Raw genomic sequence first — 18118 nt, 5'->3', positions numbered from 1 at the left:
CGATGGAAACATTCCTTACATCCGAGCAACCTGATTTCAAAGGAAATTGGGAGCATTTGCAAGCTTTCCTAAGATTGGCGGCATCACCGATTCGAACGATTGAACGGGAGAAAGCCTTGATCGAATGGGATGAATACAAGAAGCGGGTTCAGTTGGATTTTTTCCTTAGTGAGAATGGCCGAGAGAATCAGCCCATAAGAAAGTCGGACTATATTCAAAGCCTAACGGCACCGGCTATGGATTTTACCGGAGCTGTTTTCAAGGATGTTTGTCTCGGCTATGTCGATTTGCGAGGGGTTCGGATGGATGGAGTCAGGTTTGTCCACGACTTGCTTTGCTGGACGGCCATGAAGGGTGCCAGTTTCCAATCCGCCAGCCTTCAACATGCCAAGCTCCCCAAATGCAGATTAATGAATGCAATTTTTCAAGGTGCCAACCTAGCGCACGCCGATCTGACCCAAGCGGATTTGGAGAATGCCGACCTAAGTTACGCCGATCTATCCAACACCATTCTGACAGGAGCCAACCTTAGAAACTGTAACCTTTCCCATGCCAACCTAAATGGGGCAGACCTGCGCGAAGCCAACCTTTCCCTGGCAAATCTAGTCCATGCTTCCTGTCTTGTTTCAAATTGCCCAAGAAGAATCAGGTTGAAGGGGAGGTATGGTTTTGTAGTCTTATTGTATAGGTCATTAAAACCTGACAAAACCTTACATTCAGGATTTTATAAATCAGAAAACATCCGAATTTTGGATAAATTGGGTATTACCCAGGGAAAGGTGGTCCAAAAATTGGCAAAAGTAGCATTTGGTGATTTAGTTTAATGTTTGCAATCTGGAAAATCTGATGGTTTTTAAATGAAATAATGTTAATAAATAATATGGTTTTATTTTGGAAAGATAAAAGCAAGTAAGTGCAAACAAATGAGGTGAATATTTATGATTTTTTAAGAAACTGTGCCACAATTCCACCTAAGCCCAAAGCTGCAATTATGGTCCCGCCTACCTCAAATCCTTGTAAAACCGTCCAGAATCCCCCTACTAAGGCTATAATACAAAGTAAAAAAGCAAGAACTTGTCCCGTTCTCTTTAAAGAAAAATCTTTTTGCAAATAAATTTTGTCTAACTCATGCTGATGTTCCTGTTCCTTTAAGACCATTTTCTTCATTTGAGAAGTAAGGTCTGGATCAATTTCATGGTAATAGTCATAGTCCTCAGGAGAGGGGTAAGGGCCTCTTTTAATACTTATTTGCCTAGAAACAATTTGAACAATTTTTCTTGCCTCATTTCCTCCAATTTTTGGAAATTGGCTTTGTAACTGCTTAATTATGACCTCGTCATTTCTTTTCTGAGTCATAAATATCAGTAAGTTTCTAATTCACCTTCACCTGAAAATCTTCTGGGTAATCCTTCTCTTTCAGAAATATTATCCAAAGCTCTTTTATAAAACACCCCTACATTATGCCAGCTAGCTTCAATGTTTTTGGAGTTTCTAAATTCAATGGGGCTTCCTAGAATACTAAATGAAGTCATTGCACCTAAAAAAAATGATTTTCTGGACTTCGAATATTTTCTTCTCATTCTCATTTCCAATTTGTCTTTGCTTGTAATAAACGACAAGTAATAACAAACGGTTCAATATTGAACATTGAACAATCAATGTCAATTTAATATTTGTTTATCAATTTAGCAATAAATTATCATTTTAGAGTAAAAAAAAGACCCACATTTCTGTGAGTCTAAGTACCCAGGGCCGGAGTCGAACCGGCACGAGTGTAACCTCATTGGTGTTTGAGACCAACGCGTCTACCAATTCCGCCACCTGGGCATTTCAATCTTCTGCGTTCCTTGCTGAACGGGATGCAAATATGGCTAAAGATTTCATTCTACACAACAAATTGATGTCACCGACCTTCATTTTTTTTGGCGTTTCAGCCGCGTTTGAGGTATTGAATTGCTAACCAACCGGTTACTGATCGAAGTGGATATGGACTGGGCTGTCGTATTTCATGCCCAGTAGATTGGCACCGTGACCGTGGTTGATTCCTATCTCCAGCAGGCCCAAACTATTGAAAAAGGCGAAGCAATCCCCCGGTTCTACATCATGGTAGGTTTGCTGTAGGCTGTCCAGGGTTTCCCGGCCAAATTCTATCAGGTAACGTCCTGGGTTTAGCTTATCGAAAAGATCTTTAGGTATGTTGGTGATCAGGTTCCCGTAATGATCCACTCGAAGCACGTAGCCTATGATCTCTTTTTTGCTGGCCTTGAACTGACGGGAGATTACCTTGCGGATGCTTTGCAGGGGTCCCCCAAAATCGTGAATTGCCGCCCCACTCGCTACTTTGGCCGCAATGGGAGCCAGAATGTCTTTGGTAGGGAACGTGCTTGCCTTCAGGTGTGCATCGGAAAATTTTACGATAATCCCCGGGTCATGATCTGCCAGCATACTAAGTACCCCATTGTTTGGGCCGATAAACACATGCTCGTTCAACTTGATGCCTATGTACCCATGTTTTAGTGCGTTGGTGCTGTTCAATGCTACCAAATGGACGGTACCTTTCGGAAAATCATTGTATACCGCACGAAGGACAAAAGAGGCATGCGCTACGTCATATAGCGTAAGCTGGTGGGTTATGTCCACGATGATCAATTGTGGGTTTATGGAAAGCATCTTCGCTTTGACCGCGGGAACGTAATAGTCCTCGAGGCCAAAGTCGGAAGTGAATGTTATCAAGGCCATAGACGCATTTCGTTTAAAAATTATTACTTTTGTATAAAGCGTAAAACAAAAATAGGGATTTTATCCTTCTTAGAGAGAGTGATCGTTAAATAGAAATTTCAGGATTGGTAGAAAAAGTAATTACACTGGAAAATGTATCCATGTTGGATTTTTTAGGGTCTGACAACGAGAACATACGGCAAATTGCCTCCGCTTTTCCCCAAAGCAAGATTATTTCGAGGGGAAACGAGATACGTATAAAGGGACAGGCACCGGAAATCCTCCGCATCAATGACATATTGAACCTGTTGCTGGAGCATTTTAACCGCTTCGGGAAGGTAACTCCTGAAAACGTCATGGATTACCTTTCGCTGGAAAGCTCCCCGGTGGATCTGCTTCAGAGTAAAAACGAAACCATATTGTATGGCAACAAAGGGCTGGTCATCAAGCCCAAATCCGCCAACCAGAAGAAGCTGGTGGAGGCTTCCTTCAAGAATGATCTGGTATTTGCCCTCGGACCTGCCGGCAGTGGAAAAACATATATTGCGGTGGCGTTGGCGGTTCGTGCCTTAAAGAATAGAGAGGTCAAGCGCATCATCATAACACGACCAGCCGTAGAGGCGGGTGAAAACCTGGGGTTTTTGCCCGGGGACCTGCAGGAAAAGTTGGATCCCTACCTGAGGCCCATATACGATGCGCTAGGCGATATGGTACCCTCCGAGAAGCTGAAGTTTTACCAGGAAACCCGGGTCATCGAAATTGCACCGCTCGCCTACATGCGCGGGAGGACACTGCACGATGCGTTTATCTTGTTGGATGAGGCGCAGAATACGACAAGCGAGCAGATCAAAATGTTTCTAACTCGGATGGGGCCTAATTCCAAGGTGATTATCACGGGTGATCAGTCGCAGATTGACCTTCCTAGGAGACAGAAGTCCGGGCTTACCGAATCCCTTAAGATATTGAAAGATGTAAAAGGCATTGGGGTTGTACAGTTGACAGGAAAGGATGTGGTACGTCATCGGCTTGTCAAGTCGATAATCGATGCCTACGAGAAGCACGAGAGTAGCGAACAAAAGGAAGTGACGAATGCAGATAATAGAAGTAAGCAAAGTCATTAGTCCCGAAGAGTTGGAATTGGTCTTTCGGATAAGGGAGGAAGTCTTTGTGTTTGAACAGCAGGTGGCCCCGGAGGAGGAGTACGATGAGTTTGAACATCAGTCTGTTCATTTTCTTGCCAGGTACGGAGATCTTCCTGTAGGTACCGCTCGCTGGCGCTTTACGGGTAATGGGGTGAAGCTTGAGCGATTCGCCATCCTAAAGCCCTACCGGTCGAAGGGGATAGGAAAGGCGTTGGTGAGTGCGGTATTGGATGATATAAACCAAACACCTGCGGCCAATGGCAAAGTGCGTTACATGCACGCCCAGCTGACGGCCATTCCGCTCTATTCGAAATTTGGGTTCGAAAAAGAAGGGGAGATGTTTGAAGAGTGCGAGATTCTTCATTACAAAATGAAACTTTCGGCCCCCGTTGTAGATACAATGAATTGATTTTTGTTTTTTTCACGATAAATTAAGTAAAAATGAAAAAGTATGTGTTGATGTGGTTGGTTGCATTAGGGTTTTCGGCTTCCACCTATGCGCAGTCGTATGCGGAGCTTCCGCAAAACGAGGTGAAGTTGAATATATTTAACACCATACTTATTGGATCGCTGGAATTGGGTTATGAGAGTTTCATTGACAGAAACCAATCGATTAGTGCGGAGATTCACTTCTTTGACCGTTTTGGGTATGTGTCTGCAGGAAGCAGCAGTGTGGACTTCGACGCTACCAGTTTTATGGTGGGCTACAACTACTATTTTGTAAGCGATGCAGAGCCCTCCGGCCTGTACGTGGCACCTTTTCTAAAATACCGTGCCGGGTCTTTTACAGAAGTGGTCAATAATCAAGCGGTTGAAACCAATTTGAACAGCTTTATCATCGGGTTTGGGGGCGGCTATAAGTGGGTTCACAATGATAAGTTTGCTTTAGGCCCTTACGTTAATATTGCGCGCGGATTCAACAATGCCGTATCGGATCGGTTCTCTGCCATAGAGTTTAATGCCGGTTTCAGCATTGGATTTAGGTTTTAGTTAAAAAGGTGTTTAACTATTCTGTCTAACGTTCTACAGATGATGTGGTAGGTTTTTGATGTTTTTTCGGTTTTTTTTGTGATATTTTAAACACTTTGTGCTTGATCTTTTGGTGTATAAAGGATATTTTAGTAAAAATATCCAACCTATGCCGTTCAATCAGTTTCCTTTTTTGCGGTATGTTTTGTTTTTCGTTTTTGGTGTATGGATTTATCCTTACACACGGGATCTCTACGTAGGTGTATGGCTGGGTGCTGCATGTTTTCTTTTTGGTTGCTACCTTGTTTTACTGCTGCTCGATTTACGGATTCAAACCCGGTTCTTTTCTCTTCCTTTGCCAATGCTGGCCTACGGTATTCTGATTCTCTCAGGGGTTGGATTCGCCAGTCTCCGCGATAGTAAAAATGACCCGGATCACCTGCTTCACCAGGTAGCGATCGAAGGGTATTTGGCCGCGGTGCACGGAGTAGATGAACCGAAGGCCAGGAGTGTGGCCAATAAGGTAGAGGTATTGATGATTAACAGGGAAGGTCAGTTTCTGCCATCGAAGGGTACGGTGTTATTGTACCATATGGGGGAGCTGGAATTGCGGCCCGGCGACCTGGTTTACATAGAGGGTCAACCGAGCCGGATAGAGCCCCCAATAAATCCTGGCGAGTTCGATTATCGCCTTTTTTTGGAAAGGCAACAGGTATATTTCCGGCATTTTGTGAGAGGTTCAATAATTCACTTGAACCAAAAGCATCCACTCGGGTGGCGGCAGCGCGTGGCCTTGGTCAGGCAGGAACTATCCGCTCGAATCGATAGGTACCTGATAGACTCCCATGCCAATCAGATCGCCAATGCTTTGCTGCTCGGTCAAAAGGATTCGATGGAACCCACGTTGAAGGAGGCCTATGCTACAGCGGGTGCGATGCATATTCTGGCGGTATCGGGCCTTCATGTAGGGATTGTGTATGGTTTTTTCTTTCTTTTTTGGAAGCCTCAACGTCTTCCGGTAATTCGTCGGAGCCTATTCTTGACGCTTGTGATTGTCTTGGTGTGGGGATACGCAGTGATTACGGGGCTTTCCCCTTCGGTGCTTCGTGCCGCCACCATGTTTACACTGATCGGGTTGGCGCAGATGAAGTCCCGCAGCCCATCCATTTTCAATCCGTTGGCTCTTTCCGCGTTGCTTTTAGTGCTGTATGATCCCTTTGTGGTACATGCCGTAGGTTTTCAACTTTCCTATGCGGCCTTAGTGGGGATTTTGGTTTTTCAACCGGTGATTGTCAGTTGGTGGACGCCCACTTCCAAGCTGGTCGACTATTTTTGGCAAATCGCAAGCGTAAGCGTGGCTGCCCAGTTGGCTACTTTTCCACTTACCCTTCATTATTTCAACAGTTTCCCGACTTATTTTCTGTTTTCTAATTTGTTGGCGATTCCTGCGGCCTTTTTCATCATGGTGATAGGGATTCCCTTTTTACTCTTTTCCCCCATACCTTTTTTGGCATCTTGGTTAGGTAAATTACTGGAAGGGTTTATTACTGTCTTCAACCAGCTGATGTATTCTATACAATTCCTCCCTCGGGCGCGCCTGGACAACCTTTACATGGATTGGGTTGAAATGGTGATTGTTTGGTTGCTAATCGCTCTGCTGTTTTGGTGGTTGGCCCAGCGCAGAAGGCTGGCGTATCAACTTGCCCTTCTAGCATTATCGATATTGGTATGCTATCGTTTTTGGATCCTGTTCGAGTCCTACAAATGGGAGGAGCCGGTCATCTATCGTCTTTCCGGAGGTGTTGCCGTTGATTGGTTTTTTCGCGGGGTTGTTTATTCCTACGAGCAGGGTGTGAGCCCGGAGGAATACCGCTATAAAGTATTGCCAAACCGCATACAGCGGGGATATCCCCCTTCCTATCCGCTTCTCGGTATGAATTCTGGGGGCGGCACCTATCTTTTGTCTCCCAATAACGAGTGGTTTTTCCTCGACCCAAAGCGTGGCCTCGTGAGAAAATTGGTGGAGGCTGGATTAAAGGGTGATCAGACGTACCTGCCAGGTGGCCCTCTTTTATCACCACCAGCGGAGGAATATTCGGATTAAGTTGACAAGCCTCTCCCGGTAACCTATCTTAACCAAAAATTTCGGGATCAGAGGTAAGACTGCTAAAATTTGCCGTTTTGTCTTTGCGAAAAACTGAGTACCCAATTGAAAGAACGCGCTCTACATGTTCTTAAGAAGACCTTTGGGTTTTCGGCCTTTCGACCTATGCAAGAGGACATTGTCCTCTCTGCTGCCATGGGTCGGGATACGCTTGCCATTTTGCCAACTGGCGGAGGGAAATCGCTGTGTTTCCAAGTGCCTGCATTAATGCATGATGGCATATGCGTGGTGGTAAGCCCGTTGATTGCGCTTATGAAGGATCAGGTGGACAACCTCCGAAAAAAAGGCGTGAAAGCGGTAGCGATTTTTTCGGGAATGCGTCCCCGGGAGATTGATCGAGCCTTGGACAACTGTGTCTATGGGGATATCAAGTTTTTGTACGTCTCACCGGAACGGTTAAAGACCGAACTATTTTTGGCTCGGTTCGAGCGCATGAATGTTTCGCTGATTGCCGTTGACGAAGCCCACTGCATCTCCCAGTGGGGGTACGATTTCCGCCCCCATTACCTTGAAATCGGGGCTTTGAGGTCGATCCACCCGCAGGTTCCCTGCATTGCGCTGACGGCAACGGCTACCCTGGATGTGCGGCAGGATATTGTTGATAAACTTTTGCTGAAAAATTGTGCGGTTTTTGCCCAATCCGCCAAGCGGGAAAACCTCTCGCTTGTGGTACGTGAAGCCGAAAATAAGTTTGAAAAAGCACAGGAAGTGCTTCGGAAGGTAAAGGGAACCGGCATCATCTATGTCAGAAACCGGAAAGGCACCAAACAGATCTCAGATCAGCTAAACAGAACGGGAGTTTCTGCCACCTATTACCATGCGGGGTTGAATGCAGAAGACCGGACGGCCAGGCAAGCCGACTGGATAAGCGGCGAGGTCCGGGTGATGGTAGCTACCAATGCGTTTGGAATGGGTATCGATAAGCCGGATGTACGGGTCGTACTCCATCTTGATTTGCCTGAAAACATAGAAAGCTACTACCAGGAAGCTGGAAGAGCGGGTAGGGATGGATTGCGGGCATTTGCGGTTCTTTTCTACAGTCCGCTTGATCTGGAGCAGTTGCGTTCACGTGCGGCTCAGGTTTATCCTCCCTTGGAGTTTATCCGAAGGGTTTATCAGTGCTTGGCAAATCAATATCGAATTGCGGTAGGCAGTAGTGAGATGGGAAGTTATGATTTTGACCTGCACACGTTTACCCAAACCTATCAACTGGATCCGCTGTTAACCTACCACGCGTTAAAGGTAATGCAGGAGGAGTCCCTGTTACTGCTTAGTGAGGGGTTTGCGACTCCTTCTACCCTTCATGTGCCGGTTTCCCAATCCCAGCTTTATGAGGTACAAGTCAGGTATGCCCCGTTGGATGCGTTGATCAAGGTTCTGCTTCGCATGTATGGCGGGGAGTTGTTTTCCGGATACGTGAAAATTCAGGAGGCAAGGCTTGGGCAGGTGTTGGGGATTTCCGAAGCGCAGGTGACAAAAATGCTGCAACAGCTGGACGGCATGAACGTAGTGGCCTATCACCCTCGAAAGGATCAGCCTCAAGTGACCTTTTTGACGCCCAGATTTGATGCAGGAAAGCTGCCCCTGGACCAAAAACGCATCAGTCAGCGAAGGGAGCTTGCCATGAGCAAGGCAGAAGCCATGGCGTCCTATGCTGAGAACACTCGTACCTGCCGGGGGTGGGTATTGCTGGATTATTTCGGGGAGAGCTCGGATGGGTCATGTGGTGTGTGTGATATTTGTATTCAGCAGTCGAAGTCTCAAAGCGGAAGGAACGGCGTGCAGCAGATCCGCCAAAAAATACTGGCAACATTAGCAGGGGGAAATGGGTTCTTTCTGAGAGATCTGTTGTCCGCAACTGGTTATGCGGATTCAAGGGAGGCGGCGGAGGTTATCAGGAGTCTGGAGGATGAAGAATTAATCCATACGTCCACGGATGGAAAAATTACGTTGGTTAGCTCATGAACTATATCGAAGATTTGCTCGGTAAGCTGTTTCCCGAAAAGCGCAGGAAAATCTCGCACAAAGAAAACTTTCTGCAATCAGAGGTAGAAGTCTCCCAAACGAGGGCTTGGATAGCGTCTGATAGGGGGGAGGAGCTGATGGGATTGGTTTATAATAATTACCATCTTAAGACGGTAGGGGTCAATAAAAAGCCTGAGGTGCATATTTTAAATAGCCCGTATGCCAATGGGTTAGCCATTTCTTTTCAAGACCCCCTGTCTCCCTCGGATTTTAATCATTTGTTCTTTGCTTTTGGCGATCGTTTGCTAGCTTTGGGATATCATCGGGTTAGTTTGGATCGGAAGCTGGAGGAATTGACCGATCGTGTCCGTATTACAGAAAAACTCTATTACAAACCGCCTTTTTCCAGTGGTTCCCTGGATCAGCCCATCGATCAGCTATTTGGCAATGTGGCCATCGAAAAGATCCAAGTGGACAATGAACCCAGTTACCTGAAAGTATTGGTAACGGTATATTCAGACCGAATGTACTTGCCAGCGTTGCCTTTCCGCGATTTTGTGGAGAGGTTGTTTAACCGATAAGACATCATGAATAGAAGCCAGTTGCGATATTTGCTTGAACATTACAGAACGGTATTCGAAGAAGAACAGCAATTTGTAGCGGAATTTTTAGACCTAGTGGAGGATCCGCTGGCCTTCCATCGTGAGCGAACAGCTGGCCACTTCACGGCATCTTCATGGATCGTAAATAAAACCCGCACCCATACCTTGCTTACCCTTCACAAGAAACTCAATAAGTGGCTTCAGCTGGGTGGCCATGCCGACGGCAATGACAACCTGCTTGAAGTTTGCCTCAATGAGGCACGGGAGGAAAGTGGCCTGACTTCTTTGAGGTTGGTGGATAGGACTATTTTTGATATCGACCGTCATTTGATCCCATCAAAGGGAGAGGTTGAGGAACATTACCACTATGATGTGCGGTTTTTGATAGAGGCAGAAATGGATGAGTCGCTCACGATGAGTGATGAAAGCACCGAATTGGCTTGGATCAGCTTTGATATGGTCGAGGCAGTGGTCAATGGCAATGTCTCCATTCTCCGTATGTTGGAAAAAACCAGCCGATCGGAGATATTTTCCTGAATGGTACCCCTTATACTTATCAATCTCTGCAATCTCCGGTGGCATACACGGAGGGATTCCTTATCTTTGCCAAAAAAAACTATGTACACGCGAATCTGGCTGTTCGCCATCCCCCTTCTATGGGCCTTGTCTTGCAGTCCGTCACCCGATAAGCTTTTTGAAGCCGGAGTGGAAGCAATGGAGGCTGGAAACCTGGAGAAAGCAGTAAGCTTATTTGGAAGAGCAGTGGAATCGGATGAATCTTTCGCGCGGGCGTGGAACGCGCTGGGTGTCGCCTATTTTGAAAAGAAAGAATGGGATCAAGCGATAGGAGCGTTTAACCGGGCCATTGCGATAGATAGTACGTCCTATAAACCCTTTTTCAATCGAGGTAATGCGCAATTGGAAAAAAGGGAATTCCGAAGTGCCTTGCTGGATTACAATACCGCCAATGGTCTCGATCCCAGTCAGACCGATATATATTATAATCGAGGCCTTGCGCTTTTGGGAATGGAGGCGTACGAGGATGCACTTTTTGATTTTGACATGGCACTTTCGGTAAATCCCAACCAGTCCATTGTGTATTTTAATAAAGCAAAGGCACAGCTGGGCAATAACGATCCGCTCGGTGCGATTTCTTCCCTTACCGAAGCGATCAATCTGGATAAGCGAAATGCGGCTGCTTTTTATTTAAAAGGCGTAACGCAGATGAGTGCCCTTGGTGAGAAAGAAGGAGGCTGTGCTGACCTCAAGGTAGCTCTAAGTTTGGGTTATACCCAGGCAAAGGAATGGATAGACGAATTTTGCGTGGACTAATGGCGGAACTGGGAAGCGATATTCGACGAGCGGCGGAGATACTTCAGGCTGGCAACCTGGTTGCTGTTCCTACTGAAACGGTATATGGACTGGCAGGAAATGCACTGGATCCGCTGGCCGTAACTAAAATTTTTCAGACAAAGAACCGGCCTAGCTTTGATCCTTTGATCGTGCACGTAGCTGATATCAGCCAAGTATTGACGTATGCTGCCGAAATACCGGATGAACTTAAGAAGCTTGCCGACGTATTCTGGCCGGGGCCATTGACGCTACTTTTGCCCAAGCGGGCGATCATACCCGATTTGGTAACGAGCGGATTGGAAACAGTGGCCGTTCGTGTACCTGCCCATCCGGTTACCAGTGCCTTACTCCAAGCGCTTGATTTCCCGTTGGCAGCCCCCAGTGCCAATCCCTTTGGATACATCAGCCCGACACAGGCATCACACGTGGAGGATCAATTAGGCAGCAAGATCGATTACATATTGGATGGAGGCAACTGTGAAGTGGGTTTGGAAAGCACCATTGTGGGTTTGGAGCACGGTCAGTTGATCGTATATCGATTGGGGGGGATTCCGGTGTCGGCGATTGAGCAGGTGGTCGGACCAGTACTGATTCTGCCTCAGTCCAGCAGTAACCCTAAATCTCCGGGTATGCTCAAAAGCCACTATGCTCCGGGAACATCTGTCCTCTTGGGAGATTTGGATGAGTTGGTTGCCGCCCATGAGCAGTTGGGTGTGGACTATGCCGTTTTATCCTTTTCGAAAGATTACCCAAACTTACCGCCGGAAAGAAAGGTGATACTCAGTCCTTCGGGTGATTTCGGAGAGGCTGCCCGCCATCTTTTTTCCGGGATGAGGTTCTTGGATAAGGCCGGGGTTTCCGTAATTTTGGCGCAGGAGCTGCCGGAAAAAAACCTAGGCAAAGCCATAAATGACCGACTTAGGCGGGCAGCTGCCAAGTAATTTGTTTATTTTTGAGCAACTAATCGATTTTACCTATGAATAAACGAATCAAGACTGTAGATAATGTGGATTTCAAAGGGAAAAAGGCGCTCATCCGCGTTGATTTCAATGTTCCTTTGGATGGCAATTTTAATGTGACGGACGATACCCGTATCGTGGCCGCCGTGCCTACGATAAAGAAGATTTTGAATGACGGAGGTTCCGCTATTTTGATGTCCCACCTGGGAAGACCAAAGGGTGGGCCTGAGGATAAGTATTCGCTAAAACACATTGTGCTTGATTTGAATAAGGCACTTGGAGTGAGCGTAAAAGTTGCTTCAGATTGTATTGGCACCGAGGTAAGCAATTTGGCTACTGCATTGAATCCCGGAGAGGTTTTGCTGTTGGAAAACCTACGCTTTTACAAAGAAGAAGAAAAGGGTGACGAGGCTTTTGCAGAGAAGCTTTCCAAGTTGGGGGATATCTATGTAAACGATGCGTTTGGTACAGCCCACAGAGCACATGCTTCCACAGCGGTAATTGCCCGTTTTTTTAACGACAAGGCAGCAGGGTATCTTATGCAAGCTGAGCTAGAAAATGCCGACAAGGTAATGAGCAGCGCGGAGCGGCCTTTCACAGCCATTATGGGCGGTGCCAAGATATCGGACAAAATATTGATTATTGAACGGCTGCTGGAGAAGGTGGATAACCTGATTATTGGAGGAGGAATGTCCTATACCTTTGCGAGAGCATTGGGAGGTACAATTGGTGACTCGCTTTTGGAAGCGGACAAGATGGACTTGGCACTTGAGTTGTTGGAGAAAGCCAAATCAAGAGGGGTTAATTTAGTGCTGCCTTCGGATACGGTGATTTCGAAAGCCTTTGCCAACGATGCAGAGCAGGGTTTGGCCCAACGCGGACAGATCCCCGACGGGTGGATGGGATTGGACATTGGACCGGAAACTGCTGCTTCTTTCGCCGAGATCATTCGCAATTCCAAGACTATTCTTTGGAATGGCCCTATGGGGGTATTCGAAATGAGCAGTTTTCAGGCAGGAACCAAAGCGGTTGCCGAAGCCATCGCGGAATCAACACAAAACGGGGCTTTTTCGTTAATAGGTGGAGGAGACTCCGCGGCCGCGGTGAATATATTCGGGTATGGCGACAAGGTTTCTTACGTGTCTACCGGCGGAGGTGCCTTGTTGGAGCTAATGGAAGGCAGGGAATTGCCGGGTGTTAAGGCACTGGAGCCCTGATTTTCCCGATAAATTGGATGAAAAAGACCTTGCCCGACCTGGTTGTCGGCAGGGTCTTTTTCTTTTTTACACCAGCATTTTTCCCTGTTTTTTAAAATGATATCATTAATTTTAGCGTCTTAGTCCGTAACCCAACAGATGTCAATAGAAGTCAATCAGCTATCCAAGTCGTACGGAGCCCAAAAAGCATTGGATGAGGTGACCTTTCAGGCCAAACCAGGCCAAATTCTAGGTTTTTTGGGGCCTAACGGTGCGGGGAAATCTACCACCATGAAGATTGCTACCGGCTATCTAGCCGCTGACTCCGGAGACGTATTGATAAAGGGAGTTTCCGTTGGCAAGCACCCCAAGGTAGTCAGCCGTATGCTTGGCTACCTTCCTGAACATAACCCGCTGTATCCGGATATGTATATTTCGGAGTTTCTGCATTTTGTCGGTAGCCTATATGCAATTGATAAAAAAAAAATCGAAGTGCGAATCCGTCACGTCATGGAACGCTGCGGATTGATGCCCGAGAAATCGAAGCGTATTGGTCAGTTGTCCAAGGGGTACAGGCAGCGCGTAGGGCTGGCAAAGGCATTGATTCATGATCCCGAAATCATCATTTTAGATGAACCGACGACTGGTTTGGATCCCAATCAACTGGTAGAGATCAGAGGGCTAATCCGAGAGATCAGTGAACAAAAAACGCTGATAATCAGTACCCATATCATGCAGGAAGTGGAGGCGATCTGTGAAAAAGTGGTCATCATCCACCGAGGTAAGGTAGTAGCCCAAGACCTGCTACAAAACCTGACGGTTTCCGGGCAATCTGATGGGCTAATATTGGAAACGGAAGAGCCTTTGGAGCTGGGTTGGTTTGAGCGGTTTCCCGTCCGAACCATCCGCGAATTGGCGCCCAATCGATTTCTTCTATTGTCATCCGAGCCTATTCCGGTGCTACGGAAACAGGTGATGACACTGCTGGCCGAGAAGAATTTATCCCTTGTGGAAATGAAACATCAGTCCAAAAACCTGGAGGCTATTTTCCACCAACTTACCCAAAGCCGGTAAGAACCCTAGAGACGGAAGGTTGGTACGACGAAGCTCTTGGACGGAATGAAGCAAGTTGAAAAACAGTAGACCAATACACGTAGGTATCCAAGAAACTAGATATAGAAAAGTAGATGCAAAGCCTTATTTGGAAAGAAGTAAACACCTTTTTTAACAATTTGAGCGGATACATCGTGTTGATCGTTTTTTTGGTATCCCTTGGATTGATCGTTTGGGTATTTCCCGGAACCAGTGTGCTGGAATACGGCTATGCCGAATTGGAGTCGTTGTTCGCCTACACCCCCATGGTGATGGTTTTTCTCATTCCGGCCATCACGATGAGACTGATAGCGGAGGAAAAGAAGACCGGCACCTGGGAACTCTTGGTAACTTCTCCAATTAGCGGGTTTCAGATTGTACTGGCCAAGTACTTGGCTGCGTTGGTATTGGTTGTATTGGCTTTGCTCCCCACCTTGCTTTACTACTATAGTGTGTACCAATTGGGCGAGCCGCCAGGTAATATCGATTCAGCAGCATTTTTCGGTTCCTATTTGGGCCTACTGATGGTAAGTGCTTCCTTTGCAGCCGTGGGCGTGTTCAGTTCCTCCCTGACCGACAACCAAATTGTAGCCTTTGTCGTTGGTGTGTTCGTAAGTTTTCTGCTCTATGTGGGATTTTCCTCGTTGGCTACCTTTGGGGGAGGTTCTTGGGAGCTTTTTTGGGAGGAGGTATCCATTGCATATCATTACGAGCGCATGAGCAGGGGTGTCGTGGTTTCCAATAATCTATATTACTTTGTTGGGCTAATTGTCACGTTTTTGGCACTGACCTGGGGGGTGGTCGAGAAAAGATGATCCGGAAGATACCGATTTTTGCCCGATCGGGCTTGATGATAGCCTCTACTTGGCTTTTTGTTTATGCCCTGAACCAAACGGTGTCCTTTCGGTGGGATTTGACGGAGGAGAGGCGTTTTTCTGTGAGCAGCGCCACGCGTGACATTCTGGCCAATTTGGACGAAGCGTTGGAGGTGGAGATTTTGCTGACAGGTGACCTGCCCGGTGGCATGCGGAGATTTCAGAAGTCGATTGAAGAGGCCCTCCGCATCTTCGATGCGTTCAGTAACGTACCTATCCGTTTCTATTATCAGAATCCGCTAGACTTACCCGCTGATATACAACAGGAGTATATCTTGACACTGGCCGAATATGGTATCACACCTACCAATCTTTTTGCCTCCCAGCAAGGTGGGCAGACTTCCCGGCTGATATTTCCGGGAGTGGTAGTGCGAAATGAAGAATACGAGGTGGGTGCCCTGTTGCTGAAAGGGGAGCGTGGCATGTCTCCGGAAGAGATACTAAATCACTCCATTGAAAATCTGGAGTTTGAAATGGGCCAGGCGATAAAACGGTTGGTGGCCAAATACCAGCGATCAGTTGGTTTGATTATGGGGCATGGCGAGATGGATCTCGACGATGGGTACGGGTTAGTGGAGGCGCTGAACGATGATTTTGAAGTATATAAGGTACCCTTGGAGCAGGCCGGTAAGGTGGAAGACTTGCTGGACTTTGAGGCTTTGATCGTAGCAGGCCCTAGGAAGCCCTTTGACGAACGGGAGAAATTTCTCCTAGACCAATACTTGATGTATGGTGGAAACCTCCTCTTTTTTATAGACCAAATGGCGGTTGATCTGGAGTATGCAGGAGGGGATGGAACCGTAGCTATGCCCTTTGACACTGGGTTGGATGATTTGCTATTTCGGTATGGCATTCGAATTAACCGGGATTTGGTGCAGGATCTCAATTTTGGTTACCATCCCGTAGTGGCCGGAGAATTTGGTGATCAGGCCCAGATAGTACCTCTGCCCTGGCCATTTTACGTAATGGCCGGTCGAATGGCCAACCACCCCATCACCAAGGGGTTGGATCAGGTACAATTTAGGTTTGTCAGTAGCCTAGATACCGTAAAAGCGGATGGGGTACGGAAAATACCCCTGGTGTTTTCCTCTGACTATAGCCGTAAACTTCAGGCTCCGGTAAGGGTGGCATTTGAAGACATGACCCGTGAGCCGGATGTGGAGTCCTTTGGACTCTCGCGGTTGCCATTGGTCTATTTGCTGGAGGGTTCCTTTACGTCCTATTTCAAGAATCGCTTTCTTCCCGAGGGAGTTGATGAATCCGCCTTTCGGGATTCCGGCAATACCGGCAAGGTACTGGTGGTAGGTGACGGCGGTTTTGTAAAAAGCATGCTGAATCCTGTTTCCGGTGATCCTCTTGCTCTAGGGGAGGATCCTATCGGAGAGTCTTCCTTGGCAAATAAAGCATTTTTGCAGCATGCACTGCATTACTTGTCCGACCCTGAGGGGATAATCGCTTCCCGTACCAAGCAGTTTCAGATTAGGCCCTTAAACAGGGCCAAGGTTAAAAGTCAACAAACCTTTTGGCAACTGCTTAATTTGCTCGTACCGGTAGCTCTTATCCTGATCGTCGGGTTTGTCAGGCAATTGCTGAGGAGGAGCAGGTATGAATCCGCCTAACGACATGTACGGCATTTCCTGTTTTTTCAAAAACTTTCACAGGAATACCCCCATACACAAGGGCATTTGTGATTTTATTTCTATTTTTACCCTGTTATAAAAGGAGGTAAAAAAAATGCAGGGATAGCGATGGATAATTTGCAGCGATTCCTTTATTTTGGCAGCCTAAATTCAGCGAGTAGCCCAGTACAAACGGTCGAATAAGGCCATAAATATAAATCAAGATCAAATGAAATTCATTGTTTCTTCTTCTTCGCTTTTAAAGCATCTTTCGTCCATTAACGGTGTGGTCACTACGAACCCGGTAGTGCCTATACTTGAGAATTTTCTTTTTGAGATAAAGGACAGCAAGCTTACCGTTACGGCTTCTGACCTGCAGACCTCCATGATTACGGAGATAGATGTGGAGGCAAAAGAGGATGGAAACATTGCAGTGCCTGCAAAGATTCTGATCGAAACCCTCAAGAACCTTCCGGAACAACCCGTTACTTTCAGCATAGACAAGGAAACCTATAGCATAGAGATCAGTTCGGACAATGGCCGGTATAAGTTGGCAGGCGAAAATGCCACCGACTTTCCGAAAATACCGGTGGTAAACAACGCCACTTCCGTCGATATGTCTACGGAAGTCCTGAGCAGTGCAATAAACAATACCATTTTTGCAACCAGTGGCGACGAACTTAGGCCGGCGATGACGGGGGTGTACGTCAACCTAAGTGACACAAATACCACCTTTGTGGCAACAGACGGCCATCGATTGATCCGCTACCGGCGGGTAGATATCGTGTCAAGTGACCCTGCAAGTATCATTATACCGAGAAAGGCACTTAACCTGTTAAAGGCAACCTTGCCCTCCGACAACGTACCCGTGAGTGTGGAGTTTAATGCCTCCAACGCGTATTTCAAATTCAACAGCATCAAGATGATCTGTAGGCTCATCGACGAGCGCTTTCCCGATTACGAAAACGTCATCCCTTTGGACAACAACAACAATATGACCATTGATCGGTTGGATTTTCTGGGTTCGCTTCGTCGGATTGCCATCTATGCCAACAAGACGACCCATCAGGTTAGGCTTAAGTTGACCGGAAGTGAACTGCAGATTTCGGCGGAAGATCTGGATTTTTCAAACGAGGCCAACGAGCGACTAAGCTGTGTGCATGATGGGGAAGATATTGAGATCGGCTTCAATGCCAAGTTTTTGGTCGAGATGCTTAACAACATCAACTCCAGGGAGATCACCTTGAAGTTTAGCGCACCAAACCGGGCGGGACTTATTACCCCATCGGATATGAAAGACAATGAAGATATCCTTATGTTGGTGATGCCGGTGATGCTCAGCAACTACGTGTAAGATTTTCTTTATCCGGCAGAACGTCTACAACCCTTTTTTCCTCCTCCAGGCATTTGTTTGGGGGAGGTTTTTTGTTTTATTTCCTTTTTAATTAAAAAATTAGGTGTATA

18 protein-coding genes and 1 tRNA gene are annotated in these 18118 nt (G+C 46.8%); 15 read left to right on the top strand and 4 right to left on the bottom strand.

Annotated elements, in window-relative coordinates:
• Positions 1-2: 2 nt before the first annotated feature.
• On the top strand, positions 3-824 hold the full coding sequence (locus ADIS_RS22415) for a pentapeptide repeat-containing protein (RefSeq protein WP_010855593.1): 822 nt from the start codon (positions 3-5) through the stop codon (positions 822-824).
• A gap of 112 nt (positions 825-936) precedes the next feature.
• On the opposite strand, the gene ADIS_RS15625 is transcribed toward ADIS_RS22415, so the two are convergent.
• The 4 genes from ADIS_RS15625 to ADIS_RS15615 form a co-directional block, all read right to left on the bottom strand.
• Complete coding sequence (locus ADIS_RS15625; protein ID WP_010855592.1) at positions 937-1356, bottom strand: DUF2335 domain-containing protein; 420 nt, start codon at positions 1354-1356, stop codon at positions 937-939.
• A gap of 5 nt (positions 1357-1361) precedes the next feature.
• Positions 1362-1586 (bottom strand): hypothetical protein, encoded by a 225-nt coding sequence (locus ADIS_RS23015; protein ID WP_155907529.1) that lies wholly within the window; start codon positions 1584-1586, stop codon positions 1362-1364.
• Between the two features lie 157 nt (positions 1587-1743).
• A tRNA-Leu gene (locus ADIS_RS15620) sits at positions 1744-1827 on the bottom strand.
• A gap of 141 nt (positions 1828-1968) precedes the next feature.
• Positions 1969-2739 carry an SAM hydrolase/SAM-dependent halogenase family protein gene (locus ADIS_RS15615; protein WP_010855590.1) on the bottom strand — a complete coding sequence of 257 codons (771 nt, stop codon included), beginning with the start codon at positions 2737-2739 and terminating at the stop codon, positions 1969-1971.
• Positions 2740-2843: 104 nt separating this feature from the next.
• On the opposite strand from ADIS_RS15615, the gene ADIS_RS15610 reads away from it, so the two are divergent.
• The 14 genes from ADIS_RS15610 to dnaN all read left to right on the top strand — a co-directional run bounded on the left by ADIS_RS15610 (position 2844) and on the right by dnaN (position 18008).
• Positions 2844-3839 carry a PhoH family protein gene (locus tag ADIS_RS15610; protein WP_010855589.1) on the top strand — a complete coding sequence of 332 codons (996 nt, stop codon included), beginning with the start codon at positions 2844-2846 and terminating at the stop codon, positions 3837-3839.
• Positions 3808-4269: a GNAT family N-acetyltransferase gene (locus ADIS_RS15605; RefSeq protein WP_010855588.1), complete on the top strand. Its 462-nt coding sequence runs from the start codon at positions 3808-3810 to the stop codon at positions 4267-4269. Before ADIS_RS15610 ends, ADIS_RS15605 begins: the two co-directional genes overlap by 32 nt.
• Positions 4270-4301: 32 nt before the next feature.
• Complete coding sequence (locus ADIS_RS15600; RefSeq protein WP_010855587.1) at positions 4302-4850, top strand: DUF3575 domain-containing protein; 549 nt, start codon at positions 4302-4304, stop codon at positions 4848-4850.
• Between the two features lie 148 nt (positions 4851-4998).
• The gene (locus tag ADIS_RS15595) at positions 4999-6933 is read left to right on the top strand and encodes a ComEC/Rec2 family competence protein (RefSeq protein WP_051113332.1); all 1935 of its coding nucleotides are present in this window, start codon (positions 4999-5001) and stop codon (positions 6931-6933) included.
• 105 nt (positions 6934-7038) lie between these two features.
• A complete protein-coding gene (locus ADIS_RS15590) occupies positions 7039-8958 on the top strand; it encodes a RecQ family ATP-dependent DNA helicase (protein ID WP_035806396.1) in 1920 nt (639 codons plus the stop codon).
• A complete protein-coding gene (locus tag ADIS_RS15585; protein WP_010855584.1) occupies positions 8955-9539 on the top strand; it encodes a hypothetical protein in 585 nt (194 codons plus the stop codon). The genes ADIS_RS15590 and ADIS_RS15585 overlap by 4 nt, the downstream gene beginning before the upstream one ends.
• A 6-nt stretch (positions 9540-9545) precedes the next feature.
• Positions 9546-10097 (top strand): NUDIX hydrolase, encoded by a 552-nt coding sequence (locus tag ADIS_RS15580; protein WP_010855583.1) that lies wholly within the window; start codon positions 9546-9548, stop codon positions 10095-10097.
• 81 nt (positions 10098-10178) lie between these two features.
• Positions 10179-10892, top strand: a complete 714-nt coding sequence (locus ADIS_RS15575; protein WP_035806306.1) for a tetratricopeptide repeat protein — start codon at positions 10179-10181, stop codon at positions 10890-10892.
• Complete coding sequence (locus ADIS_RS15570; RefSeq protein WP_010855581.1) at positions 10892-11854, top strand: L-threonylcarbamoyladenylate synthase; 963 nt, start codon at positions 10892-10894, stop codon at positions 11852-11854. The genes ADIS_RS15575 and ADIS_RS15570 overlap by 1 nt, the downstream gene beginning before the upstream one ends.
• Before the next feature lie 35 nt (positions 11855-11889).
• Positions 11890-13089 carry a phosphoglycerate kinase gene (locus tag ADIS_RS15565; protein WP_010855580.1) on the top strand — a complete coding sequence of 400 codons (1200 nt, stop codon included), beginning with the start codon at positions 11890-11892 and terminating at the stop codon, positions 13087-13089.
• Between the two features lie 138 nt (positions 13090-13227).
• Positions 13228-14142: a gliding motility-associated ABC transporter ATP-binding subunit GldA gene (gldA, locus tag ADIS_RS15560; RefSeq protein ID WP_010855578.1), complete on the top strand. Its 915-nt coding sequence runs from the start codon at positions 13228-13230 to the stop codon at positions 14140-14142.
• Between the two features lie 113 nt (positions 14143-14255).
• Positions 14256-14975 carry a gliding motility-associated ABC transporter permease subunit GldF gene (gene gldF, locus ADIS_RS15555; protein WP_010855577.1) on the top strand — a complete coding sequence of 240 codons (720 nt, stop codon included), beginning with the start codon at positions 14256-14258 and terminating at the stop codon, positions 14973-14975.
• On the top strand, positions 14972-16654 hold the full coding sequence (gene gldG / locus ADIS_RS15550) for a gliding motility-associated ABC transporter substrate-binding protein GldG (RefSeq protein ID WP_010855576.1): 1683 nt from the start codon (positions 14972-14974) through the stop codon (positions 16652-16654). Before gldF ends, gldG begins: the two co-directional genes overlap by 4 nt.
• 229 nt (positions 16655-16883) lie before the next feature.
• The gene (gene dnaN / locus ADIS_RS15545) at positions 16884-18008 is read left to right on the top strand and encodes a DNA polymerase III subunit beta (RefSeq protein ID WP_010855573.1); all 1125 of its coding nucleotides are present in this window, start codon (positions 16884-16886) and stop codon (positions 18006-18008) included.
• The last annotated feature ends 110 nt before the right edge of the window (positions 18009-18118 follow it).

It is taken from the genome of Lunatimonas lonarensis, from assembly GCF_000390185.1.
Classification (GTDB): Bacteria; Bacteroidota; Bacteroidia; order Cytophagales; family Cyclobacteriaceae; genus Lunatimonas; species Lunatimonas lonarensis.
Note: the sequence above shows the minus strand (reverse complement) of the source record. Positions and strands in the feature narration are given on the sequence as shown.